The following is a 24,002-nucleotide window of genomic DNA, read 5'->3' as shown; positions in this document are numbered from 1 at the left end:
GGCGTCGCCTCCAAGCGCCTAAAGGCGGGCTGGAACGCCGACTACCTTGGCAAGGTGTTGGGCCTGGCCATCTGATCCTTCATGCAATCGCCCTGGCAAGACAAGCGGGCGCCGGCCGCCGCGCCGCAATCTGGCTTACAATCGCGGTTTTAATTGCGCCCGCCCGCGGGCCCCCGGATACCCTCGATGGAAACAACAACGCTCGCCCTGCTGGTCCTGATTCCGCTGCTGGTCTGGCGCATCTATTCGCGCCTGAAGCGCATGATGGGGCGGCAGGCGTCGCAACTGTGGCGCCACTGGGCCGCCACGCTGCTGCTGCCGCTGCTGCTGGCCGCGCTGGCCGTTGCCACCAAGGGCGAGGTGCTGGCGCTGTCGTGCCTGGGCGCCGGCGCGCTGGCGGGCGCCTGGCTGGGCGTCTGGGGCGTCAAGCTGACGCGCTTCGAGAGCACCGACAAGGGCTACTTCTACACGCCCAACCTGCGCCTGGGCATGCTGGTGTCGATGCTGTTCGTGGCGCGCGTGTTGTACCGCGGCATGGAGCTGTACATGAACACCCGCGTCGCCGTGCCGGTGCCGCAGGGCGACTTCGCGCAGAGCCCGGTGACCTTGCTGAGCTTCGGCCTGCTGGCCGCCTACTACGCCGCCTACGGCTATGGCTTGCTGCGCTGGCGCCGCAGCCAGAAACCGCTGGCTGCCTAAGCGGCGCCGCCGCGCTTCTCTATCAAACAGCCCAGCAGCCGCAACTGCTCCTTCTGGATCGCCAGCAGCTCGCCCCACTGCCCCTCGCGCAGCAAATCGATTTTTTCATGCAACAGCATGATTTCAAGTTCGGCCTTCAAATTGACCTCGTAATCATGCTCGGCGTTGTATCGGTCCTTTTCGGATTGCCGGTTTTGCGACATCAGCATGATCGGCGCCTGGATCGCCGCGAGCATCGACAGGAACAGGTTCAGCAGAATATACGGATAGGGATCGAAGCTGTGCTTGCCGATGTTCGCCAGCAGGTAGGAGTTCAAACCAACCCAGCACACCAGCACGACGGCGAACAGAATGATGAAGGTCCACGAGCCGCCGAACCTGGCGACGGCGTCGGCGGCGCGCTGGCCGACGCTGATTGCCTCGTCAAACGCCAGCGCCGTGTTCTTGGCGATATGCTGGCGCCCGGCGATGTGGCGCGCCACTTTTTGCGATTGCTCGTCGAGCGATTCGTAGGGCCGGCCCAAATATTGACGGGCGATGTCGTCGGTTTTTTTCATGGTGATTCTAGGTGGATGGGCGTCGCCCGACAGTATGCGCGCTGGCAACGCTGAAAATCAACCAAAGGCGAAGAACCGGGGTTCGCCCGCGGGGTTACGCCCTTGGTTTTAACGCATTCAACGCCGAAGCCGCACCCGCCACGCCAACAAAAATTCCACCACTCTTTCTAATAATTGCCATATACTTGATCGCTCAAGCATTAAACAATTAAAAGGACGACCATGACAACCGCCCACACGCCGCGCAACCCACACGCCGAACTCGACTTTTGCGGCGCAATGCGACCCGCTCGCCGCCCCCTGCTCGCGCAGATGGAACAAGCATGAGCCAGGCCCGCCACGCGGCCTTGAAATCGGGCTATAAATTGCATCCGCCGGCGATGGGCGTGTTCGCCATCCGCAACCTGGCGACGGGCCGCGCGCTGATCGGGCGCAGCACCAACCTGCCCGGCATCATCAACCGCCACCGCTTCGAACTCAAGCTGGGCAAGCACCACAACGCCGACCTGCAGGCCGACTGGAAGCGCTATGGCGAGGCCGGCTTCAGCTTCGAGGAGGTCGACACGGTGCAGCCGTCGGCCGATCCGGCCTTCGACGCGGCGGCCGAACTCGATACCCTGCTCGCCATGCACCTGGAGCAGTGCCCGCGCGGCTCGGCGCAGTCGTACCTATGAAGGGGTGGAGCAAAAACCTGCCAGCGCCGCCGCGTATTGACGTAAACTTGCGCGCCCACGTACAAGGCAATCGAATTGGATAAGATGACAGCGACGCATACCACCCCGCAGACCCAGGCCGCCGACGGCGCGCTCGACTTTTGCCTGCGCCTGGCGCGGGCCCAGGCGGTGCTGGTGCGCCGGCTCGACAATACCCTGGGCAACCTGCACGGCATCAGCTTCAGCGACTTCCAGCTGCTGTACCACCTGAACCGCGCGCCGGGCGCACGCCTGCGCCGGGTCGACGTCGCCGAACGCCTGGCGCTGACCGCGTCCGGCGTCACGCGCGCGCTGTTGCCGCTGGAAAAAATCGGCCTGGTGTCGCGCCAGCCCGACCCGCGCGACGCCCGCGTCGGCTACGCCGCCATCACCGAGGCCGGCCAAACGCTGCTACGACACGCCGTCACGACCGCGCACATGATCAGCCAGGAGTTGCTGAAGGACACGGCGCCGGAGCAGCTCGACGTGCTGGCCGCCATTCTCGGGCAGATCGCCGGCATGAATTTGGCGAATACATAGGGATAGGCTCGCGCGGTTTGCGTCGGTCGGGTTAGCCGGAACGTTCAAGGTGAAGTCCTCGATGCCGTTCTTCCAGGTGTTACCCGTTTTGAGGATGTAGGAAATGAAACCGGCCCGCGCCGCGACGCCGTCCGGCCGTTCGCGCCTGGCGCTGGCGCTTGGATTATCTTCTTGAACGCCGGCGCGACGCATGCCAGCAGCAGCGCGGGGTGGGTTTTTCCATGGTTGTCCAGTGGGAATGGAAGCAAAAAAACACCGGCGTAAAACCGGGGGCAGACCCTCGGGGACACGCTGTCCCCGTCTGACCCGGCCCTATGCCGGTGCTTTTGTTTTGCTTTGGCGGCGCCTCAATTGAAAGGCATTATGGCTGTTATGCCACTTTGGCGGCGCCCGGCAGGCGCCGCTGCAGCACGAAGATCGGCTGCGCCCACTCGCTGTCCTTCTTCTTTTTGCTGGTGATGAGGGTCAGCTCGGACGGGTCGTAGACGTCGGTGTTGTGCGTCAGCGGCGTCGTCATCAGGTATTGCGCCTCGGTGTTTTTGAGGAACTCGCCGACCAGCTGGATGTTGCGGATGTCCAGATGGGCGAACGGTTCGTCGATGAAGACGAAACCGCCGGAGCCGTCCTCGGACTTCAGCAGGCCAATCAGCAACACCAGCGACTTCATCACCTGCTGGCCGCCCGACGCCTCGCCGTCGTTCATGCCGATCGGCCCTTTGCCGTCGAACTTGAAGCGCACGTGCAGGCCGGCCTGCGACAACTGCACGTCGTCGTTCTCCAACCGCACCGGGTCGGCGTGGACTTCGATGCCGGCCAGTTCGCCCAGCTCCTTGATGTTGCGGCTGTAGGTCTTGACGGTGTAGCGCAGCCGCTCGATATAGGCGCCGCGGGCGTTGCCGGTGGCTTCGATGGCGCGGTTGTTCTGGTAGCGCCGCTCGTCGGTCTCCGACTGGCGGCCGTTCAACTGGTCGGCCAGGCGGTGGTGCTGGTCGATGACGGTCGCGTCCAGTTCCCAGTCGTCGCGCGCCAGGCTGTGCTGCAGGCTGGCGACGCGCAAATCGACCTGGTGGGCGTTCTGGTGCTCGGCCACCAGCGCGCCGCGGCGCGCCGGCCGGCGCCAGCTTTTCGCCAGGTGGCGCCAGTTGCGGCGCAGCTCCAGCAGCGCCTTGGCGTGTTCGGCGCGCTGCTCGATCTGCCGCTTGTGGCCCAGGCGCAGGCCGGCTTCGGCCTCCGACAAGGCCATGCGCGCGTTCTGCCACACCGTGTCGGCGCGGGTGCGCGCGACGGTGGCGTTCTTCGTCAGCGTTTGCAGTTCGCCCAGGCGCGAACCCACTTGCAGGCGCTCGGCCCGCAGCGGCAGGGTGTTGCGCCCGGCCTCGTCGAACTCGACCTGGCGCGCGGCCAGTTCCTTGGCCGCGTCGACGCCGGCGATGCGGCCCTTCAAGGCGCCCACTTCCGACGCCAGCTTGCTGATCGCCAGCGTCAGCTTGTCTTCCTGCGCCTCCAGCCCCGGCAGCGTTTTTTGCAGCGCTTCGAGGCGCTGCGTGCGGCCGGCCTGGCCGAAGCGGTAGCGCGACGCCTCGATGAACAGCGAGCGGCCGCCGCGCCGTTCGCGGTGGTAGGCGTCCGGCGTGATCCATTCCTCGGTGTTGCTCAGCTTGAAGCCGGCTTCGACCGAGTCGACCCGCGAAATGCGCGACAACTGGTCGATCAACCAGGCCGGCGCCTTCGCCGAAAAACGCACCACCGACAGCAGGCTGTCGTCCTTGACCACCGGCGCGGTGACTAGCTCCGGCACGATGAAGTGGCGGTAGCGCTCCTTCTCGGCCAGGCGGTAGGCGCTGGCGGCGTCGCGCGCCTTTTCCAGCAGCACCACCGAGGCGAAGCCGCCCAGCACGCCCTCGACGGCGCCCTGCCAGCGGCTGTCGGTGACTTCGATAATATCCGACAGCATGGCGTGGCCGATGCCCTCGTCGCGCAAGGCCCGGCGCATGCCGCGCACCGCGTCCGGTTCCGGCATCGCGGTCTTGCCCTGCAAGGCGGCGATGGTGGCGTGCTCGCCGGCGATGCGCGTCGTCAGCGTCTCGCGCGCCTGGCGCTGGCGCAGCAGCTCGGACTCCTTCTGCTCCAGCTGGGCCGACACCTCGGCGATGTCGCTGCCCGATTCGGCGGCCAGTTTTTGCAGGCGCTCGCGCTGCTCCAGCAGGCTGTCGAGCGGCTTCAGTTTGCCGTTGATGAGCAACAGGCGGCTTTGCAGCGCGGTCGCCTCCTGCTCCAGCAGCGTCTCCTGCTGCTGCGCGTCGCTCAGCGCCTTCGCTTGCGCGGCCAGGCCGTTGCGCTTGTCGATCAGTTGCTGGTCGGCCTGCGCCATCGGCTTGCGGGCGTCGCGCAACTGGCGGCTGGCGGCGCCGGCCTTCTCGCGCGCCTCGTGGTACTGCAAACTAGGCAGCACTTCCTCGATCAGGTTGCGGCGCTCCTTGTGCAAGCCTTCCCACTGGTGGTAGTTGGCCACGCGCAGGCGCAAACCCTCCAGGTTGGTCTTCGACGCCTCCAGCTCGCTTTCAAAACGCTTCAACTCGGTCTCGGTGTCGCGCTGGTGGCGCTTGGCCTCGTCGTAGGCGTCCAGCACCTCCTTGTCGCCGAACACCTGGAACACCAGGTCGAGCAGTTGCCGCGGCGCGTATTCGCACAGCTTGTCGGTCTCGCCCTGCTCCAGCGCCAGCACTTTCGCCATCGCCGGCGACAGGCCGGCGTTGGCCAGGCGCTTGCGGTAGTTTTCCACGCCGAGCCAGTCGTTGGCGTCCTGGATTTCCTCGATCTGCACGTTACCGGGGCGCATCAGGTACTGGCGCTTCCAGTCGCCGCCGTTCTTCTGGATCTGGCAGAACAGCGTCACCTCGTCGTCGCTGAAAAAGCCGGAGCTGCGGAACGGCCGGTTCGACAACTGCTTGCCGACGTTCTTGTTGTCGACCACCGCGCGCAACCAGGCCGTCTGCTGGCCGGAGTGGCGCGCGTAGTGCTTGTAGGTGCGGCCCATCGAGCAGTCCAGCCCGAACAGGGTGCGCAGCGCGTCGAGCAAGGTGGTCTTGCCGGAGCCGTTCTGGCCGGCGATCGTGATGATCTTGGCGTCGAGCGGAATGTTCTTGATGCGCTGCCAGTAATCCCAGTGGACCAGTTCGAGCGATTTGATATGAAACATGGCGGGCTCTTAGGTTGGGGTATCGGTAGGGGCGGCGGCGCCCAAGTCCGCCGCGGCCGGCGCGGCCGAATCGGCCGGCTCGAAGGCCGGCCCGGCGTCGATCAATTCGGCCACGTCGAGCGGCTCGTCCGGCGCGGCCACCGCCACCGCCACCGCCGTCAGCGGACGCTTGAACACGTCGGCCAGGGCGCCGTTGATGATGCGCTCCTTGAGCGTGTCGGTGTCCATCATCAGGTCCAGCAGCGGCCCTTCGACCAGCACGTCGCCGCGGCGCTCGATGAAACCGAGCTTGGCCAGCGTGCCCAGGTTCATGTCCATGCGGGTTTTCTTGCCCAGCTTGTCGCCGAAGTCCGACAGCAGCGCCTTGTACGAAATGCCGATCGAGGTGTCCTCGGCGCGCGGCAGCGGCTTGTCCTTGTCGAACATGTCGTTCTGGTCGTCCTCGGCGTGCTGGTGGGTCTCCTGGCGCTCGCGCTTGGGCAGGATGATCTGCGCCCACAGCACCACCAGCAGGGCCACGCCGTCGCGCGCCAGGCCGAAGTTATTGTTTTGCCAGACGTCGCGGGCGCCGAAAATCTTCGGCTCGATGGCCCGCGTCAGCGCCAGCGTGACGTGGTCGGCGTAGACGTTGTCGAGCAGCTTCAGGCCGCAGGCCAGCAGGCGCGCGTCGATTTCGGCGCGGAACAGCTCGTCCGACAGCACGCGCTTGACCAGCTTGTCGTCGCGGCGCAGCGTGTGGTGCGTCAGCAGGCGCGCAATCAGAATTTGTGAGTCGTCATTCATCGGCCGGGCCGCTTTCCAAATCAAGTGAGAGGGAGGCGATCGACATGGCGGCCACGTGCAGGTCCGGCAATTCGATCATCTCGTCGGTCGGCGTGAAGCTCACCGGCAGGCGCGCCAGCTTGGCGGTCGCGCCCTGCAGGCTGGCCTCGGAGGCGTCGCCCAGCAGCGGCAGCATCGAGGCGCGGTAGGAGGCCACCGCGAACGTCGCCGGCAGCAGCGCCTCGTGGATCGGCAGCGGCCGCGGCGCGGCGCCGTCCGGGCCCGGCAGCCTGGCCAGGTCGGCGAAGTCGGACAGGCGCGCCAGCCAGTCGTCCAGCTCCAGCTGCATCGCCGGCGCGTCGTTGATGGTGGTCGGCGCGTCCTGGCCGGTCGGCAGGCCGGTCTGGGCGACGCCGGCGGCGCGCTCGACCAGCAGCTCGGTTTCGGCGACGTCGATCATCTCGGCCGGGGTCGAGAACAGCGGCATCACCGGCTGGTCGATGGCGCCGTCGGCCAGCGAGGCCAGGTCGTCGTGCTGCAGCAGCCAGCGCTTGATGTCCGTGGTCGACAGGCCGGACTGGCCCAGGTGGACACGCTGGCGCTCGATTTGGTTGAGGGCGCGCGAGAACATGCCCTGCATGTTCAACAGCGTGCTCTGGGCCCGGCCGATGGCCTGGGCGGCGCGGTGGGTGGCCGAGTCGGCGTGCTCGTCGCCGGTGATGGCGATAATGATCTCGGAACCCTTTTCGACCCAGTCGCAGGCCATATTCCATTTCGCCTGGGCGGTGCGCAGGCGGAACTCGGAGCCGGAGGCGATGGCGTCGGCGAACTCCTCGGTCAGGTCCATCAGGCGCCCCAGCAGATGCTGCAACTGCTCGACCGAGACGCCGCCGACCGCCTGGGCGCCGGCCACCTGCGACAGCAGGAAGCCCATCTCGGCCTGGTCCTCGGACTGGCCCAGGCTGAGCAGCGCGTCGATGGCCGACAGCACGTTGCGCGCCATCGGCGTGACGCGGTAGACCGCCTGCTGCGCGTCCCAGGCCAGCAACTGGTTGCTGCGCAGGCGCATCAGCACCGTTTCCAGGCTTTCCGGCAGCAGGTAGGCCAGTTTTTGGTTGATGTCGGGGCGCGTGAAGGCCGTCGACGCCGTGTCGGCCGCCAACTCGCGCAATACCAGCAGGCGCACCAGCACGCCGTCGAAACCGCCGTGGAACAGCGCGGTAAACACCTGCAGCAAGGGCTGCGCGCGCTTCAGATGGAATACCTGCTCGATCTCGTCGGCCGATACGTTGGGCTGGAAATGGGCTTGCAGGGAGTCGTGGTGCTCTTGCTCTGCCTGGTTTGGATCCGCGGCCGCAGCCGCACTTGCCATTAAATCAATCATTCTGTTCCGGATGCCATTCTGGGTTCGCGGCGGAGCGGGCATAGCTGCTATTCGCGCTCGGCGCGTCACTGTTCGCGGGGGCGTCAGTATATCAGTTCCGCCATGCAATCCCGAAGCGGGAGGGGCCGGCTCGGGCGCCAGCGGGGACAGACCACGTTTTTCGGGAAAGAATTTCCCGGAAAACGTGGTCTGTCCCCGGCGTCATTGAAGTGGGCGCTTACTTCTTGGTGATTTTTTCCAGCGTCTGCTCGACGTAGTCGCCGTCGTTGTCGGAAAAGCGCAGCTTGACCGGGAACCAGTCGAGCGACGGCGCCAGCCACACTTCCACCTGCTGGCCCTGGTCGTTCGGCGGCGGCGCCTTGACCAGGTGGACGGCGCTGACCTCGCCCTCGCCGGTGTGCACGCTTTCCTGGTTGAGCACCTTGAAGACCCACGCCTCGGCGTCGCGCCGGCCGGCCACGAAAAACGCCCATTCCGAGCCGGGCGTGAATTTGTCCGGCGCGCCGCGGGCCACCGCCACCAGTTGCCATGGCGCGCTGTTGCGGTCTTGCTCGCCGCCCTTGAGCGGATAGCTTTGCTCGGAGCCGCCGAAGACGATGGTTTTGCTGTCGCGCTTGAACGTGGCCGTGCCCGGCTCCTTGCGGTAGCGTTTTTCGTAGTACTGGCTGGGCGCCAGGCCGTAGTCGTCGATGGCGCCGTCGCTTTTGTTCTCGAGGATCTTGCCGAACAGCGCGGAGCGCGTTTCCGACGCGACCGAGTACTTGCCGTCGCCGGCGCGCCAGGCGGTGGTGGAGTCGCCGGCCAGGCCGAGGCCGCGCTGGCGCGCCTTGATCGAATAGCTCAGGTCGGCGGACGGCGGCACGCTGAAGGCGCGTTTCACGCTGGGGTGCTGGTCGGCGGCGGCGGCAGGCGCCAGCGCCGCCGCCAGCAGGGCGGCGGCCAGGGTGCGTTGCAAGGTGGTGATCGACATGTCTTATTGTCCCGATGGTTCAGTTAAGGTAATACTGGAAACGGTTTGCGTGGTCACGGCGCCGTTCGCTTCGGTGTTGCGGATCTGCACCGGATACCAGTGCCGGCCAGGCGCCAGCCAGATATCCAGGCGCGACGAATAGGTGCCGGGCTTGGGCGGGCGGCTCAGGTGCATCGTCACCAGCCGGCCCATTTTGGTGTCGACCTCCTCCTCGCCGACCAGCACGAAGCGGAAGATGTTCGCTTCCTTGTCCTCGCCGACGAACAGGTCGATGTCGCCGGCCAGCTGGTTGATGTCGGCGCGGCCGATGCCGGCCAGCTGGAACGGCAGCGTCGCCTTGTCCTGCGTGCCCGGCTGCAGGGGATAGGCGCGCTCGCTCGACGAGAAGGTAATGCGTTTGTCGGCGCGGTTGAAATGGGTCGCCGTCAGCGCCCTGCCCTTGCGTTTTTCGGTCGCGCGCACCGGCGCGATGCCGTAGTCGTCGACCCCGCCCTCGCTGCTCAGCACCAGCAAATTAAGCCGCGTGACCAGCACGCTCAGCCCGGCCTCGAGCGACAAGGTGTAGCGCGGACCGTCGCGCCGCCACGCCATCGCCGCCACGCCGCTCCATTTGGTGCCGTCGGCGTCGACGCGTTTGACGTCGAGTTCGAAATCGGCCGCCGGCGGCAGCGCGACCTTGTAGCGCCGCGCCGACTGCGGCGGCGCGGCGGCCGGCGCGCCGGGCGGCTCGGCGGCGCTGGCGGCCGGCGCCGATTGTACAGCGGGCGCCGCTTCGCCGTCGCCCGCCACGCGCGGCGCCGCCGCCGGCGCGGCCGGCTCGGACTCGGGCTCAGGCTGGCCGGACGCGCCGGCGGCGCCGAGCGGCGGTTGCGGCGCCGGCGCCGGCGCCGCCGGCGGCCGCGGTTGCGGCCGTGGCCGGCGCGGCGTCGGCGTGGCCGGCTCGGCCGGCGGCGCCGGCACGGCGGCGACGGCCGTCGGCGGCGGCGCCAGGCGCAACTGCGCCGTGACCGTCGGCGCCGGCGCGTCGCGCGGCGGGCCGATGCGGGCGGCGACCCAGTCCAGCGCCAGGACATGCAGCGCAACGGTGGCCGCGCACAGCAACAACGCGCGGCGGCGGCGGGCGGGAAAGAGGGGGGCAATCGTCATGGCGCTAGTTTAACGCGTTCGGGCCGGGCGCCGTCGCGGGGGCCGCATTTGCGCCAGATCAATAGGGCCAACTATTTGTGAAGGGTGCCGTTTTATCTGCTACGCTAAGGGCACACCATCCCCAACGGAGACTCAATATGGCAACACCTCAAATGCCCAACATCCCAGGCGCCGCGGTCATGACGGACACCCTTGATTTCGTCAAAAACCTGTGGGGCAGCATGGGCGTGCCGGGCATGAGCATTCCGGGCATTACCGCGCCGACGCTGTCGGTCGAGGAGCTGGACAAGAAAATCAGCGACTTGAAGGCGGTCGAAGCCTGGCTCAACTTGAACATGAGCATGCTGCGCGGCAGCATCCAGGCGCTGGAAGTGCAGCGCGGTACCATCGTCACGCTGAAGTCGATGGGCGCCTCGTTCGCCGCCGCCGTGAAACAGCCGGGCGCCAGCGAAAAATCCTTGTTTGAATCGGTGCCGTACGCATCGGCGTTCTTCCAGCAACCGGCTACCCCGGCGGCGCCGGCGAAGGCGGCCGAAGTAAAGCAAGCCGAAGCGAAGGCGGCGCCCGCGCCGCTTGCGCCGCCATTGACGGACGCGGCGGCGGCGGCGCCGATGACCAATCCCACCGCCTGGTGGAATCTGCTGCAGGATCAGTTCAAGAACGCCGTGAGCACCGCCATGGCGTCCGACGCCGTGACGGGCGCGGGCGCGGGCGCGCCGGCGGCCGACGCGGCGGCCAAGCTGAACGCCGCTAACAAACCGGCGAAACCGGCGGCGGCGGCGGCGGTCGACAAGGCCAGCGTCAAGGCGCCGGCCAAACGCGCGCCGGCCAAACCGAAAGCGGTCAAGGCCGCCAAGGCGTAAGCGGCTGCCCGCGAAAACCAGCGGCAAAGGCTGGGGTCCGGCCCCGGCTCCTTGCCGTTGTTAGATTTTTAGCGTTGACGACACGCTAGCGTTACCTGCGCCGGCTTAAGCCAGGCGCTGGATGCGGATCGCCTCGATCAGGCCATCGTCCTGGCGTTTGACTTCGCCGATCGTGATCAATCCCTCTTCTTCCAGTTGCTTGGCGCTGTCGTGCGCGGTCTGGAACGAGGGCAGGGTATCGCCCTTGGCGGCGACGGGACGGACCCAAGCCATGCTGCCTACCTTCATCTTTTGATACACTTCTTTGGCGACATCACGCATATTTTCTTCCTTATCGTTGTGAAACACTGAAAGCGCGGGCCAGCCCGCGCTGAAGCGTAGTTTATCACTCGACACGCCAGAAACACGATTTCTCGTCAACAAGCCTACTCCTGCGCCACAGCTGCGGCGGCCTCGGCCGCCGCTTCGGCCTCGCGCGCGGCCTCGCCAACCGGCGCCAGCGCGGCCAATTGCTCCATCAACTGGGCGAAACGCTGCTGCCCCGGCGCGATACGGTCGACGTGCAGCAGCACGCCCACCGCCTCGTCCGACAAGGCGCGCTCGAAGCCGTGCTGTTGCAGGTGCGAGATGATAATTTGCGCGCTGTTGAACAGGATGCGCATATTGTTGGGCAGCTTCAGGCGCGCCGCGCGCATCCACGCGACGGCTTCGCCCAATTTATCGGTCTTCCACAACAGCACGCCCTTGTTCATCAAGTCCGACGCCTCCTTGCGCGACGCCAGGATCAGCGCCAGTCCCTCCTCGGCCATGCGCGCCTTATCGAAGATTTTTTGCACGTCGTCCTGCAGCACCTGGTTGTCGTGGTTGTTCTTGATGACGTAGCACAGCAGCTCGGCCGGCGCGTCCTTGACGCCGACGGCGAACAGCAGCGTCGCCAATTCCATGCAGATGGACGTGTCGGGCCGGGCCGGGTCTTGCTTGAGCATTTCCTCCAGCTCGTCGCCGCATTTGCGGGCGCGCCGGTAGTCGCCGCTTTCGTGGTGCACCAGGCCCTCGGTGATTTTCAGGCGCAAATCGATCTGCTCGCCGCCGAATTCGCGCTGCGCCATCAGCAGCCATTGCAAGGCCTCCTTCGCCTCGTTCTTGATGCCGCACACCCGCGCCAGGCCGAGGTAGGCGTCGACCGTCTTCATCACCGAGTATTCGCCGATCGCAATGCACTTGCGGAAGGATTTTTCGGCCAGCGCGGTATTGCCCAGCTTGAGCGCCAGCAAGCCCAGCTTGCGCTGGCGCGGCACCGAGTTCGGCGACAGCTTGGCGGCCTTCTCCAGCACGTTGCACGCCTCCTCGTCCTGGCCCATCAGCTGGAACGCCGTGGCCATCTGGTCGTAGGCGTCGATGTAGTAGCGGTTCTCCACGATCACGCCCTGGAACATCTGCCGCGCCGCCTCGTGTTCGCCGTTGTTCATGCGGATCTTCGCCAGCCCGGCCTTGGCCCAGTTGTAGTCGCGCTCGGCCAGCACGCGTTCGTAGACGGCGCGCGCCTTCTCCGGCTCGCCGCTTTTCAGCAGCAGGCTGGCCTTCATGCGCAGCAAATCGGTTTCATGGATTTTATTGTGCTCGATCTGCGCGTCGCACATCCTGGCCGCGCGCAGGTAGTCCTTTTCCAGCACGGCCTGGTCGATCTCGCGGAACACCTGCTTCTTGTGCCAGACCCGGTTCAGCCGCGTCAGCAGCACGCCCTCGGTGATCGGCTTGATCAGGTAGGCGTCCGGCTGGTGCTCGGCCGCGCCCATCACCGACTCGACGCTCTTCTCGGCCGACACCATCAGCCACATGCCGCTGGGCGCGGTCAGGTTGCGCACCCGGGTTTCCTCCAGCACCTGCTGGCCGTTCTTGCCCTCGCCCAGGTTGTAGTCGCACAGCACGACGTCATAGCGCGTCTTGGCCAGCATCTTCATCGCCTCGCCGCCGCTGGCGGCCTGGTCGATATGGCGCGCGCCCAGGTTGCGCAGCGATTCGCGCAGCAGGATGCGGATGCCGACGAAGTCGTCAACCAGCAGGTAGTGCTTGTCGGCCCAGGCGGTCGGCGCGGCGCTCAGCACCGCCGTTTCCGGCTGGGCGGCGGCGTCGGGCTTGCCCGGCGCGGCGGCTGGCGCGCGCATCAGGGCAGCCGCAGAATGAAGCAGCCGCCGCCGAGCGCGCCGCCGTTTTCCAGCGCGATGGCGCCGCTGCGCTCGCGGTGCTTGTGCATCTTCGCCACCTCGCTGGCGAAATACAGGCCCAGGCCGGTGCTGTTGGTGGAGAAGTTGACGCCGCCGGAGCCGCCGTCCATGGCCGCCGCGCCGGCCGCCAACAGCGCCGGCGAAAAGCCGCCGCCGTTGTCCTCGACGCGCATTTCCAGCATGTCGCCGACCTGCGCGAGCGACAGGCGGATGGTGTCGCGGGTGTAGCGGATGGCGTTGTTGATGGCGTGCCCGAGCACGCCGATGATCAAGTCCTCGTCCAGGCACCAGATCAACTCCGGCGGAAAGCTGGTCTGCAGCGCGATGCCCTTCGAGGCCAGCAGCACCCGCTCCTGCGCGACCACCTGCTCGACCAGCTGGCCGACCATTTGCGGGTTGACGTCGAACGGGTAGCCGGGCTTGCCGACGCGCTTGTACAGCGCCAGCAGCTGGATCAGGTTGTCGTTCAGGCGCTTGGTCTGGTACAGCATCTGCGCCATTTCCGGGTACGGCGTCGCGCTCGCGGCCGGGTTGGCGGCCAGCAGCGATTCGAGCGTGCCGCTGACCACGCTGACCGAGTTCTTCATGTCGTGCACGGTCGACGCCAGGAACAGGAAAAGCTCGGGCGAGCTGGTTTGGTCTTCCATTTTGATGGGCTCCACTGGGCCGGCATGCAACATTGCCAAAGTCAAATTATAGCCTGTGCGGCAAGCGCGCGGCCCGGAATCAGCCGGCGCAGCGGCGCATCAGCCATTCCAGCGGGCCGTGCCGGAAGCGGCGCCGCCACAGGTGGGCGAACAGCACGGCGGCCAGGCAAAACAGCAGCGCGCTGCCGACGGCGAAGGCGAAACTCTGGTCCTCCAGGCGGCCGGCGGCGTCGAGCAGGCCCATGCCGACCACCACGTGGGCGACGTACAGCGTCAGCGCGACCTGGCCGGTGTGCACCAGCGGCGCCAACCAGCGCGCGTCGCGCCAGCGCTCGCCGGCGGCGACGCAGGCGGCGATGCCGGCGCAGGCGCTGCCGGCGGCCGCCAGCCAGTACAGCGGCAGCGGCGGCATCGGCTGCGACGACCACGCCACGGCCCAGACGCCGGCGCCGGGAGCGGCGTGGCCGGCGCCCCACCAGACCGCCGCCTCGACCGCCAGCGCCAACAGCAGGCCGGCGCCGAACACGCGCGCGCGCACCGCCGGCGCGCGCAGATCCAGGCGGCCCAGGGCCAGCCCCAGCAGCAGGAAGCCGGCCCACGGCAAGACCGGGTGGAAGCCGTTGAACAGCAGGTTGCGCAGGAAGCCGGCGGGACGCCAGAAATCGGCGTACGCCAGCGTCTGCCAATTCCAGCCCTGCTCGTAGTTGTGGAAACTGGCCAGCAGCGCGAAACCCAGCACCATGGCGGCCGCCGCGGCCAGCAGCGCGCCGCTGCGCCAGGTCAGCGCGGCGGCACCGATGAGCAGATAGGCGCCGTAGAAATGCAGGATGTCGGCCGGCCAGATCTGCACGTACAACAGGCCGGCGGCGAACAGGAAGGCGGCGCGCTTGAGCAGCGTCACGCGGTCGGCGCGGATCTGCGCGGCGTCGTTGCTGGCGCGCCCGCGCGCCGACAGCAGCGACAAGCCGACGCCGGCGAGTATCACGAACGTCGCCGAGGCGCGCCCGTCGATGACGTCGAAGAGGCGCAACCAGCCCGGCGCGCCGGCCACCTTCGCGTGCATGGCGATCTTGAAGTTGACGACGACCATGCCGATCACCGCCAAGGCCCGCGCCAGGTCGTACCCGGCTACCCGCTTATCCATGTCGACCGCCATGTAAAAAATACCAATATAGTTAATACGGCAAGCGAGCGCAACCGCTGTTACACCCGGCGACACATTCCGCCAGCGACCCGGAGGTTTGCCCCCAGCCTTCGTCGTTGACGTGCACGGGCGGCGCGCGGCCGCGCCAACGCACGGCGCTCAAGACCGCCGCCGCAGCTCCTTGAGCAGGAAGCGCGCCGGGTCGAGCGCGGCGGCCAGCTTGGCCTCCAGCGGCAGCGGCTCGCCGTCAAGCTGCGCGGCCAGCAGTTCGGCCGCCAACGGCGCCCAGATCAGCCCGCGCGAGGCGTAACCGAGCAAACCGTACAAACCGGGCCAGCGCGGCACGTCGCGCAGGCGCTCGCGGCGCCCCGCCGCGGCCGCGCCGGCGTCGGGCAGCGCGCCGACCAGCGGCAGGCGGTCCGGCGCCACGCAGCGAAAGCCGGTGCGCCCGGCCAGCGGCGCGTCCAGCACCGGCAGCGCCAGGATGTCGGCGATTTTTTCCAGGTTCTCGCGCTGGCTGGCGGCGCGCAACCCGGGATCGGCGTCGGCGTCGTAGGTGGCGCCGACGCACACGGTGGCGTCGAACGCCGGCGTCATGTAAGCCTCCCGGCACACCACCAGCGGCGGCTGCGGCAGGCTGCCCTCGGCCAGGTGCGTCACCTGGCCGCGCACCGGCAACAACGGCAGGCCGGCCGCCTGCGCCAGCGCCGTCGCGCCGCAGCCGTTGGCCAGCACCACCGTCGGCGCCCGCGCGATCACGGCGCCGCCGGCGTCGCGCAGCAGCCACTCGCCGCCGCGCCGCTCCAGCTCCCGCACGCCGGTTGAAAAAATCCGCTCCAGGCGCGCGCCGCAGGCGTCCAGCATGGCCTGGCACACCGTTGACGGGCGCGCCCAGCCGCCCTGCCCGAACAGCCAGCCGCCGTCCGGCGCGGGCGCGCCCAGCAGCGCGCCGGCCTCGTCCCGCTCCAGCCAGCGCGCGTACTCGGGCGGATAGCCGGCGGCCGCCGCGATCTGCCGTTGCAAGCCGGCGTGGGCCGGGTCGCGCGCCAGTTGCAGCACGCCGCAGCGCGCGCCGGTGAAGGCGCCGCCGACGCCGCCCAGACGCTGCCAGTGGCGCAGCGCGAACAGGTAGGCGGCCCGGCCCAGGCGCGTGGCCGGGTTGTCGTCCCTCGACAGCAGCGGCATGAAGATGCCGGCCAGGTTGCCCGACGCCTCCTGCGCCGGCAGCGCGTGCCGCTCGACCAGGGTGACTTGCCAGCCGCGCGCGGCCAGGCGCTCGCAGGCGGCGGCGCCGGCCACCCCGGCGCCGATGACGATGGCGCGGCGCTCGGTCGGCGCCGGCCGCGCCGGCCGCGGCTGGCGGCTGGCGAACACGGCGCGGGCCGTGCCTTGCCCGGCCGCGAAGGCGAAGCCGGCGGCGGACAGGGCGGCGCGCCGCGCCGGCTCCAGCGCCGCCGGCGCGGCCAGCGTGGCGCCCGGCAGCGCCAGCCGCGCCAGCGCCGTGGCCGAGCGCAGCGGCGCGGCCAGGTAGACCGCGTCGACGCGGGCCTCGACCTGCGCCAGGCAGGCGTCGGGCTGGCCGGACATCAGGTCGAGCGTGACGTCGCCGCCTTCCAGGCTGAGGCGATGCAGGCCCGGCAGCGCCGGCGGCCATTGTTCGCGCAGCTCGGCCGGCATGGCGGCGACGGCGTCCGGCGCCACCGCCAGCGCGATGTAGTGCAGGCGGCGCGCGCGGCGCGGGTCGGCGCGCCACGCCGCCAGCGTCGCCAGGAACTGCTGGCCCGCGCCGAAGCCGGTGTCGAGGATGACGCAGCGCGCCATGCCGGCCCAACGCGTCGGCAAGCCGTTGCCGTCCAGGTAGGCGCTCACGGGGTCAGCGCGGCGCGCGGCAAAAGCAGGTCGTGGCGTGGTCGTTCACCATGCCGATGCCCTGCATGTAGGCGTACACGATGGTCGAGCCGACGAACTTGAAGCCGCGCTTGGCCAGGTCTTTCGACAGGCGCTCGGACAGCTCGGTCTTGGCCGGGAACTGGCCCGGCTGCCAGCTGTTGACGATAGGCTCGCCGTCGACATAAGACCACAGGAACTGGTCCAGGCTGCCGCCCTCCCGTACCAGCCGCAGGTAGGCCTGCGCGTTGGTGATGGCGGCGGCCACCTTCAGGCGGTTGCGCACGATGCCGGGATTGGCCAGCAGCTCGGCCACCTTGTCGGCGTCGTAGGCGGCGATTGTGGTCGCGTCCCAGTTGTCGAAGGCGGCGCGGTAGGTTTCGCGCTTGTTCAGGATGGTTTCCCAGCTCAGGCCGGCCTGCGCGCCCTCCAGGTTGAGCATCTCGAACAGGCGCGTCTCGTCGTGGCAGGGCACGCCCCATTCGCTGTCGTGGTATGCGAGATAGCGCGGGTTGGCAGGGTTGGCCCAGCTGCAGCGGGTGACGGTCATGACGGAGCCTGATCAAAGTGGGGACGCACAGTATAAATCAGCAAGCCGCGGCGGCGCGCGGGTATCCGCTCTATTCGCCGCGCAGGATCGCGCCGAGCACCTTCAGGCCGTGCGCGATCTCGGCTTCGGGAATCGCCGAAAAACCCAGCAGCTGGCCGGGCGCGGCGCGGCATTCGGCGGCCGCGCCGGCGTCGGCATAGTGGCCCAGCGGGCGCAATTCGATGCCGCGCTCCAGGCCGGCCCGCGCCACCGCCTCCTCGTCGTGGCCGCGGCGGAAATGCACGCACAGTTCCAGCCCGGTGTCGGCCGGGCCGCACGCCAGCAAGTCGCCCAGGTCGCGCGCGATGCCGTCCATCAGCAGCGCGCGCCGCCCCGCGTTGAGTTCGCGCGTGCGCTTGATGTGGCGGCCGAAGTGGCCCTCGGCGATGAAGTCGGCCAGCACCATCTGCGGCACGATCGCGGTGTGGCGGTCGAGCACCGCCTTGGCCTGCACCAGCGCGCCGGCCAGCGCCGGCGGCGCCACCAGGTAGCCCAGCCGCAGTCCGGGGAACAGCACCTTCGACAGCGTGCCGACGTAGACCACGCAGCCGGCCCGGTCCAGGCTTTGCAGCGAGGCCAGCGGCGCGCCGGTGTAACGGTATTCGCTGTCGTAGTCGTCCTCGATGACCCAGGCCCGGGCCTTGGCGGCCCAGGCCAGCAGCTCGAGCCGGCGCTGCAGGCTCATGCTCACGCCCAGGGGCAACTGGTGCGACGGCGTCACGTAGGCCAGCTTCGCCTGCGGGCAGCGCGCGGCGCCGTAGGCCACGTCCAACCCTTGCGCGTCGATCGGCACCGGGAACACGCGCGCGCCGCCGGCGTGCAACGGCCCGCTGGCGCCGCGGTAGCCGGGCGACTCCATCCAGACCGCGTCGCCGGGGCCGAGCAGCATGGTCGACAGCAGGTACAGCGCCTGCTGCGAACCGGAGGTGATGACGATCTGCTGCGGCGTGCAGTTGACCCCGCGCGACGCCTTCAGGTACACGCACAGCAGTTCGCGCAGCGGCAGGTAGCCGGCCGGGTCGCTGTAGCCCATCAGGTGGTCGGGCCGGCGCCAGCGGCGCGCCTCCAGCCGGCTCCAAACGTCGAACGGGAAATGCTCGATGGCCGGCATGCCGACCCGGAAGGCGCGCAGCTTGCCGCGGTGGTAGGCGACCTGGCGCATCGCCGCGAGATAGCCCTCGCCGCGCGCCGACAGCGGGCGCAGCAGCCCGGGCGCGCCGGCGCCGGCGCCGGCGATCGGCAGGTCGGCGCTGACGAAGGTGCCCTTGCCAACGCTGCCGCTCAGGTAGCCCTCGGCGCTCAGCTGGGCGTAGGCGTTCAGCACGGTTTGCCGCGAAATCGCCAGCAGGCGGCAGAACTCGCGCGTCGGCGGCAACTGCATGCCGGGGCCGATCGCGCCGCGCAGGATGGCGTCCTTGATGGCCGCGTACAGCTGGCGGAACAGCGGCGCCGGATCGGCCCGGTCAAGCGGCAGCGCGGTCAGGATCGCGGTGGTGTGCATGGTGCGGCCTCGTTGAATTGGTATTTTTAAAATAGCACTTATTGGATCTTTTAAAAAGCCAAATTGACCACTAAGATGGCTTACCGTCCATCCAACGCCCAAGATCGGCTTCGCCGCCGTGGACCAGGGCTGCATCATCCGTCAACCCCAATAGGAGCAATCATGCAGCAATTCGAAGCAAAACTGGTATGGGAACGGGGCCAACAAGGGTTCGCCGACCAGCGCTACAGCCGCGCCCACGAATGGTCTTTCGACGGCGGCCTGCGGGTGCCGGCCTCGTCGTCGCCGCTATCGGTGCCGCCGCCGATGTCGAACCCGGCCAACCTCGACCCGGAGGAGGCGCTGGTGGCGGCCGCGTCGAGCTGCCACATGCTATTTTTCCTGTCGATCGCGGCGCAGCGCGGCTTCGTTGTCGACCGCTACAGCGACCACGCGGTGGGCGAGCTGGCGCGCAACGCCGAGGGCCGCGTGGCGATGACCCGCATCACGCTGCGCCCGTCGATCGCCTTCTCCGGCGCGGCGCTGCCGGACGCCGCCGCGCGCGCCGCGATACACCACCTGGCGCACCAGAAGTGCTACATCGCCAACTCGCTCAAGACCGACATCGTCGTCGCCGAAGCGGAGGGCTGAGCATGTACCAACCGGCCCTGTTTGAAGAATCCCGCCTCGACGTGCTGCACGCGCTGATCGACGCCCACCCGCTCGGCGCGGTGGTGACGCACGGCGCCGCCGGCCTGGGCGCCGACCACATTCCGTTCGAGGTCGGCGCGCCGACCGCCGAGGCGCCGTTCGGCGTGCTGCGCGGCCACGTCGCGCGCGCCAATCCGCTGTGGCGCCACGAGGCCGACACGCTGGTGCTGTTCCAGGGCGCGCAAGCCTACATCACGCCGGCGTGGTACGAGGAAAAGGCGCGCACCGGCAAGGTGGTGCCAACCTATAACTACGCGGTGGTGCACGGCTACGGCCGGCTGCGCGCGATCGACGACCCGCAGTGGCTGCTGGCGATGCTGGAGCGGCTGACCGCGCGCCACGAGGCGGCGCAGGCGGCGCCGTGGCGCGTCGACGACGCGCCGCCCGATTTCATCGCCAAGACCTTGGCGGCCATCGTCGGCATCGAAATCCCGCTGACGCGCATCGAAGGAAAATGGAAGACCAGCCAGAATCGTTCGGCGCGCGACAAGCGCAGCATCGCCGCCGGGCTGGGCGCGGACCACCCGATGGCGCCGCTGGTGCGGCCGGCAATGTAAATAACCGGCCCCCCCCCCCCCCGGGGACGCGCTGTCCCCGTCCGACCCCGGGGTTGCGTCCTTGGCGTCAAGTCAGCACCACCACCGCCGCCGAAAACGTCAAAAACGACAAGGCCGTCGACACCAGGATGATACGCGCGATGCGCCCGGTGTTGGCGCCGAAGCGCTCCGACAGCATCGCCACGTTGCTCGCGCTCGGCAGGCAAGCCACCAGCACCAGCACGGTCAGCGCGAAGCGCTCCAGCGGCAGTCCCAGCGCGATCGCCGCGTTGCCCACGCCCAGCACCAGCAGCGGGTGCAAGATCAACTTCTTCAGCGCGACCGGCACGAACTCGCCCAGCGGCGAAGCGTCGGCGCTGCTCATCTGCGAGCGCGCCAGCACCGCGCCGATGGTAAACAGCGCCACTGGCGAGGCCGCGTCCGCCAGCAGGCCGACGGTCTGCATCAACGGCTTGGGCAGCGCCAGCCCCAGCCACGACGTCAACGCCCCCAACACGATGGCCCACGGCATTGGATTGCCGAGCATGCCCTTGAGCGCCTTGCCGACCGCCGCCCGGCCGCCCTGCCCGTCGGCGCCGCCGACCCGCGACAGCGCGATGCACAGCGAACTGGTAATGACCATATCGACGACGATGGTGACGATCACCGGCCCCGACGAACGCGGTCCGAGCAGCGCCAGCAGCAGCGGCACGCCCATGAAGCCGGTGTTCGGAAAGGCCGCGACCAACGCGCCGAAGGCGGCGTTGTTCCAGTCGATGCGGTGGCTCAGCGTGGCGGCCATGGTCACGCCGACCATCACCAGCGCGCACAGCAGGTAGACGCTGAACACGCCGGGGTCGAGCAACTGCGCCAGCGGCGTGACGGCGCCGAAGCGGTACAACATGCAGGGCAGCGCGAAAAACAGCACGAAGGTGTTCAGGCCGGGAATCGCGACCAGCGGCAGCATGCTGCGCCGCACGGCGACGTAGCCGCACAGCACCAGCGCGAAAAAGGGAAAGGTGACGGTGAGAATGGTAAGCATGGGAAACGATTGTAGCCGTTCCCCTGCGTTTGCGCGCCCGGACGCCCGGGCGTTATAATTTCAGGCTGCGCGTGGCAATGAAGCTTGGCATGAATTTTTCAATCTCGAAGCGCGCCGGCGTGTGCATTTCCTCGATGAAGCCGGCGATCACGAAGCCGGCCGACAGCTGGCCGCCGATCTGGCTGGCCAGGCTGTGGCCGAACAACATTGGCTGGCCTTGTTCCCGCTTGCCGGCGATGGCCGCCTGGTCCAGGTCGATCAGGTCGGAATAGGGTACCTGATAGCGCGGTCGTATCAAACCCTCGGCGGCATAGGCCGGATCGCGGTCGGCGATAAAGACGGCCGGGTTGAAAAAACTCGACAGCAAGGCGCCGCCGTGGTCCAGCACGCGGTAACACTCTTCCCAGATCGGTTCGATGACCGGCGCGTACTGGTTCGACACGGGGTGCACCACCAGGTCGAACGACGCGTCGGCAAAGCACGACAGGTCGCGCATGTCGCCCTGCACCAGGGTGAGCGACAAGCCGTCGCGCCGGGCCACCATGGCGTCCTTGGCCAACTGCTCGTTCGACAAGTCGAACACGGTGACGTCGGCGCCCGCCGCGGCCAGCACCGGCGCTTGCTGGCCGCCGGCCGCGGCGAGGCAGAGCACGCGTTTGCCGGCGACGTTGCCCAGCCAGTCGGACGGCAGCGGACCCGGCGTTAAGTAGATGTGCCAATGGCCAAGCTTGGCGGCGGCGATGACGGCGCTGCTGACCGGCTGCGACCACGCGCCGTTGGCGCGCGCCTGCAAGTCCCAGGCGTCGGCGTTGTGGGAAAGTACATTGAACGGGGACGTATTGGGCATGCGGAATGCTCCTGAAGCCAGGCTATGAAACCCGGATGTGCGGGCACGTGCAAGGCCGTAACGGGACGACAGCATCACTTGCGCATGTCGAATTACGCTTTAGAAAAGATGGCTTATTTTATATCTCGGAGGAAAAAAAGCAAAGCGCGCAGATGTAACAAAAGTTCAGCAACGAGCGCACTGAAAAAATCCACGCCACCGGCGTAACCGCGGGTGGCGTGCATGCGCTGAAGTTGCGTGTCGTCGGTCGGATGAGCGGGACGCGTCGTCCGGCAATGTTGGCCGAAGCGAGTCGGGCTGCTCCGGGCCAAGCTTGTCGGGTTACGCCCGCCGAAAATCGCCCGCCGCCGGCGTCACACCGCCAGCAGTTTGCGGTTCGCCGCGCCCGGCAGCGTACGCAGCGTCTTGCCCGGCAGCGCCGTGTAGGTCTGTGATTTGACCGTGCTGACGTAGCGCCACTCGGCCCAGGCCTGCGACTGCGTGGCGGTGACGATCATGAAGCCGCGGTGCTCGGTTTCGGCGTACACCAGCGGCCCGATCACCTGCTCCAGTCCCGCCGCCACCGTGGCCGGACTCTCGTTCGGGAAGATGTACTCGAAGCCCGGCGACGTCACCGAGGTGACGCCGAATTCGACGCCGACCGCCTTGCCGTGCATGTCGGCGAGGTCGCTGGCCCACGAGTTGTGGGTGTCGCCGGCCAAGGTGATGAGGTTTTTATCCATCGCCCTGGCCATGCCGAGCACGGTTTCGCGCGCCGCCCCGTAGCCGTCCCAGGCGTCGAGGTTGTAGGGCACCGACGGCTGCGCCAGCATCAGCCGTTGCGCCGGCGTCAGGCTGGCCGGGTCCTGTTGCGCCTTGCCGGCCAGCGCCAGGTAGTCGCCGAAGCCGATCTGTTGCAGCGCCAGCGGCGCCGGAATGTGCATGCGCGCCATCAGCACCTGCTGGCCGAGGATTTGCCACGTCGCCGTCGAGGCGCGCATCTGCTGTTGCAACCACGCGGTTTGCTCCGCGCCCATCAACTGGCGGCCTGGATCGGCCATGTCGGCGCCGAACCTGGCCGCGTCGAAACCCGCCGCGCCGGTGTAGTCGCTGTAGCTCAGTTGCTTGTCGCGCCCGATCACCCGGGTGTCGAGCATGTGCAGCGAGACCAGGGCGCCGAAGTCGAAGGAGCGGTAGATGCGGTCGGGCCGGGCCGCGTCCGGCAGGCGGATCGGCATCCATTCGTGGTAGGCCTGCAAGGCGGCGCCGCGGCGCGCGCTGAACGGGCCCTCGGTGGCCGGATTGTGGTTTTCGGCGCCGCCGGTCCAGGTGTCGTTGGCGAATTCATGGTCGTCCCAGACGGCGATAAATGGCAGCTTGGCGTGCAGCGCCTGCAGGTCGGCGTCGCCGCGGTATTGCGCGTAGCGGCTGCGGTAGTCGGTCAGTGTGACGATCTGGTTTTTCGGCTCGACCTCGCGCTTCAGCGCCGCCGCGTCCTTCGACGCGTAGCCGTCGCGCGGGTATTCGTAGATGTAGTCGCCCAGGTGCACGGCGGCGTCGATGTCGTTCAGCCGGGCCGCCTCGGCGTAGACGTTGAAGTAGCCGGCCGGATAATTCGAGCAGGTGAACACGGCCAGCTTGACTTGCTCGACCTTGCCCGACGGCAGCGTCTTGGTACGCCCCGTCGGCGAGCGGCTGTCGCCGACCCAAAAGCGGTAGAAATACACGCTGCCGGCGCCCAGCCCGGTGACGTCGACCTTAACCGTGAAGTCGCGCGCGGCGCCGGTGTTGACGCTGCCGCTTTTGACGACGCCGGCGAATTGCTCATCGCTGGCCACTTCCCAGCGCACCTCGAAATCGCGCAGCTCGGACGGCGTCGCGCGGGTCCAGATGATGACGCGGTCGGCCTGCGGATCGCCGCTGGCGACGCCATGCGCGAAGCTGGCGGAAAAGGTCGCGCCGTTGCCGCCGCCGCAGGCGGCCAGCGACACCGCGGCGGTGCCCAGTGCAAAACCGCGGATGAACTGGCGGCGTGAATGTGGAGTGCTCATCTGGCTGATTCCAATAAGAAAGAATCAGCGATGATAAAAAAATATTATGACT

22 protein-coding genes are annotated in these 24,002 nt (G+C 68.1%); 6 read left to right on the top strand and 16 right to left on the bottom strand.

The annotated features are described in order from the left end of the window. Positions 1 to 186 precede the first annotated feature (186 nt). On the top strand, positions 187 to 699 hold the full coding sequence (locus ACFDR9_RS10450) for a hypothetical protein (protein WP_017877728.1): 513 nt from the start codon (positions 187 to 189) through the stop codon (positions 697 to 699). Here the strand turns inward: ACFDR9_RS10450 and ACFDR9_RS10445 are convergent. Continuing rightward, positions 696 to 1,256, bottom strand: coding sequence for a DUF1003 domain-containing protein (locus tag ACFDR9_RS10445; RefSeq protein ID WP_409030958.1), 561 nt, complete (start codon positions 1,254 to 1,256; stop codon positions 696 to 698). The genes ACFDR9_RS10450 and ACFDR9_RS10445 overlap by 4 nt on opposite strands. A gap of 323 nt (positions 1,257 to 1,579) precedes the next feature. On the opposite strand from ACFDR9_RS10445, the gene ACFDR9_RS10440 reads away from it, so the two are divergent. Continuing rightward, complete coding sequence (locus tag ACFDR9_RS10440) at positions 1,580 to 1,930, top strand: GIY-YIG nuclease family protein (RefSeq protein ID WP_409030957.1); 351 nt, start codon at positions 1,580 to 1,582, stop codon at positions 1,928 to 1,930. Between the two features lie 84 nt (positions 1,931 to 2,014). After that, positions 2,015 to 2,488: a MarR family winged helix-turn-helix transcriptional regulator gene (locus ACFDR9_RS10435; protein ID WP_409030956.1), complete on the top strand. Its 474-nt coding sequence runs from the start codon at positions 2,015 to 2,017 to the stop codon at positions 2,486 to 2,488. Positions 2,489 to 2,858: 370 nt separating this feature from the next. Here ACFDR9_RS10435 and ACFDR9_RS10430 read toward each other — a convergent pair whose 3' ends face one another. The 5 genes from ACFDR9_RS10430 to ACFDR9_RS10410 all read right to left on the bottom strand — a co-directional run bounded on the left by ACFDR9_RS10430 (position 2,859) and on the right by ACFDR9_RS10410 (position 9,949). Next, positions 2,859 to 5,687, bottom strand: a complete 2,829-nt coding sequence (locus ACFDR9_RS10430; protein ID WP_409030955.1) for an ATP-binding protein — start codon at positions 5,685 to 5,687, stop codon at positions 2,859 to 2,861. A gap of 9 nt (positions 5,688 to 5,696) precedes the next feature. Continuing rightward, the gene (locus ACFDR9_RS10425; protein ID WP_409030954.1) at positions 5,697 to 6,470 is read right to left on the bottom strand and encodes a hypothetical protein; all 774 of its coding nucleotides are present in this window, start codon (positions 6,468 to 6,470) and stop codon (positions 5,697 to 5,699) included. Next, on the bottom strand, positions 6,463 to 7,821 hold the full coding sequence (locus tag ACFDR9_RS10420; RefSeq protein ID WP_085945298.1) for a hypothetical protein: 1,359 nt from the start codon (positions 7,819 to 7,821) through the stop codon (positions 6,463 to 6,465). The genes ACFDR9_RS10425 and ACFDR9_RS10420 overlap by 8 nt, the downstream gene beginning before the upstream one ends. A 229-nt stretch (positions 7,822 to 8,050) precedes the next feature. Beyond that, complete coding sequence (locus tag ACFDR9_RS10415; RefSeq protein WP_409030953.1) at positions 8,051 to 8,803, bottom strand: DUF3108 domain-containing protein; 753 nt, start codon at positions 8,801 to 8,803, stop codon at positions 8,051 to 8,053. Between the two features lie 3 nt (positions 8,804 to 8,806). Further along, a complete protein-coding gene (locus ACFDR9_RS10410; RefSeq protein ID WP_409030952.1) occupies positions 8,807 to 9,949 on the bottom strand; it encodes a DUF3108 domain-containing protein in 1,143 nt (380 codons plus the stop codon). 137 nt (positions 9,950 to 10,086) lie between these two features. On the opposite strand from ACFDR9_RS10410, the gene ACFDR9_RS10405 reads away from it, so the two are divergent. After that, a complete protein-coding gene (locus tag ACFDR9_RS10405) occupies positions 10,087 to 10,812 on the top strand; it encodes a PhaM family polyhydroxyalkanoate granule multifunctional regulatory protein (protein WP_409030951.1) in 726 nt (241 codons plus the stop codon). Positions 10,813 to 10,917: 105 nt separating this feature from the next. On the opposite strand, the gene ACFDR9_RS10400 is transcribed toward ACFDR9_RS10405, so the two are convergent. The 7 genes from ACFDR9_RS10400 to ACFDR9_RS10370 all read right to left on the bottom strand — a co-directional run bounded on the left by ACFDR9_RS10400 (position 10,918) and on the right by ACFDR9_RS10370 (position 18,805). Further along, positions 10,918 to 11,235, bottom strand: a complete 318-nt coding sequence (locus tag ACFDR9_RS10400) for a hypothetical protein (RefSeq protein ID WP_409030950.1) — start codon at positions 11,233 to 11,235, stop codon at positions 10,918 to 10,920. A gap of 2 nt (positions 11,236 to 11,237) precedes the next feature. Next, the gene (locus ACFDR9_RS10395; protein ID WP_409030949.1) at positions 11,238 to 12,977 is read right to left on the bottom strand and encodes a response regulator; all 1,740 of its coding nucleotides are present in this window, start codon (positions 12,975 to 12,977) and stop codon (positions 11,238 to 11,240) included. Then, on the bottom strand, positions 12,977 to 13,684 hold the full coding sequence (locus ACFDR9_RS10390) for a sensor histidine kinase KdpD (protein ID WP_026133114.1): 708 nt from the start codon (positions 13,682 to 13,684) through the stop codon (positions 12,977 to 12,979). Before ACFDR9_RS10390 ends, ACFDR9_RS10395 begins: the two co-directional genes overlap by 1 nt. Positions 13,685 to 13,763: 79 nt before the next feature. Then, a complete protein-coding gene (locus tag ACFDR9_RS10385) occupies positions 13,764 to 14,828 on the bottom strand; it encodes a DUF418 domain-containing protein (RefSeq protein ID WP_026133115.1) in 1,065 nt (354 codons plus the stop codon). A gap of 159 nt (positions 14,829 to 14,987) precedes the next feature. After that, positions 14,988 to 16,649 carry an FAD-dependent 5-carboxymethylaminomethyl-2-thiouridine(34) oxidoreductase MnmC gene (gene mnmC / locus ACFDR9_RS10380; protein ID WP_409030959.1) on the bottom strand — a complete coding sequence of 554 codons (1,662 nt, stop codon included), beginning with the start codon at positions 16,647 to 16,649 and terminating at the stop codon, positions 14,988 to 14,990. Positions 16,650 to 16,701: 52 nt separating this feature from the next. Continuing rightward, on the bottom strand, positions 16,702 to 17,265 hold the full coding sequence (locus ACFDR9_RS10375) for a DNA-3-methyladenine glycosylase I (RefSeq protein WP_017877744.1): 564 nt from the start codon (positions 17,263 to 17,265) through the stop codon (positions 16,702 to 16,704). Between the two features lie 70 nt (positions 17,266 to 17,335). Further along, positions 17,336 to 18,805, bottom strand: coding sequence for a PLP-dependent aminotransferase family protein (locus ACFDR9_RS10370; protein WP_409030948.1), 1,470 nt, complete (start codon positions 18,803 to 18,805; stop codon positions 17,336 to 17,338). Between the two features lie 162 nt (positions 18,806 to 18,967). Between ACFDR9_RS10370 and ACFDR9_RS10365 the strand changes: the two genes are divergently transcribed. Continuing rightward, positions 18,968 to 19,435 carry an OsmC family protein gene (locus ACFDR9_RS10365; protein WP_017877746.1) on the top strand — a complete coding sequence of 156 codons (468 nt, stop codon included), beginning with the start codon at positions 18,968 to 18,970 and terminating at the stop codon, positions 19,433 to 19,435. Positions 19,436 to 19,437: 2 nt separating this feature from the next. Further along, the gene (locus ACFDR9_RS10360) at positions 19,438 to 20,052 is read left to right on the top strand and encodes an FMN-binding negative transcriptional regulator (RefSeq protein WP_017877747.1); all 615 of its coding nucleotides are present in this window, start codon (positions 19,438 to 19,440) and stop codon (positions 20,050 to 20,052) included. Positions 20,053 to 20,119: 67 nt separating this feature from the next. On the opposite strand, the gene ACFDR9_RS10355 is transcribed toward ACFDR9_RS10360, so the two are convergent. The 3 genes from ACFDR9_RS10355 to ACFDR9_RS10345 form a co-directional block, all read right to left on the bottom strand. Next, positions 20,120 to 21,073 carry an AEC family transporter gene (locus ACFDR9_RS10355; protein WP_409030947.1) on the bottom strand — a complete coding sequence of 318 codons (954 nt, stop codon included), beginning with the start codon at positions 21,071 to 21,073 and terminating at the stop codon, positions 20,120 to 20,122. A 52-nt stretch (positions 21,074 to 21,125) separates the two neighbouring features. After that, positions 21,126 to 21,920 (bottom strand): methyltransferase domain-containing protein, encoded by a 795-nt coding sequence (locus tag ACFDR9_RS10350; protein ID WP_409030946.1) that lies wholly within the window; start codon positions 21,918 to 21,920, stop codon positions 21,126 to 21,128. 353 nt (positions 21,921 to 22,273) lie between these two features. Then, entirely contained in the window at positions 22,274 to 23,950 is a 1,677-nt protein-coding gene (locus ACFDR9_RS10345; protein WP_409030945.1) for an alkaline phosphatase D family protein, read from the bottom strand. Between the last annotated feature and the right edge of the window lie 52 nt (positions 23,951 to 24,002).

Source organism: Janthinobacterium sp. CG_23.3 (genome assembly GCF_046115965.1).
Taxonomy (GTDB): Bacteria; Pseudomonadota; Gammaproteobacteria; order Burkholderiales; family Burkholderiaceae_D; genus Janthinobacterium.
The sequence above is the reverse complement of the archived record's forward strand: the minus strand, read 5'-3'. Positions and strand labels throughout refer to the sequence as shown.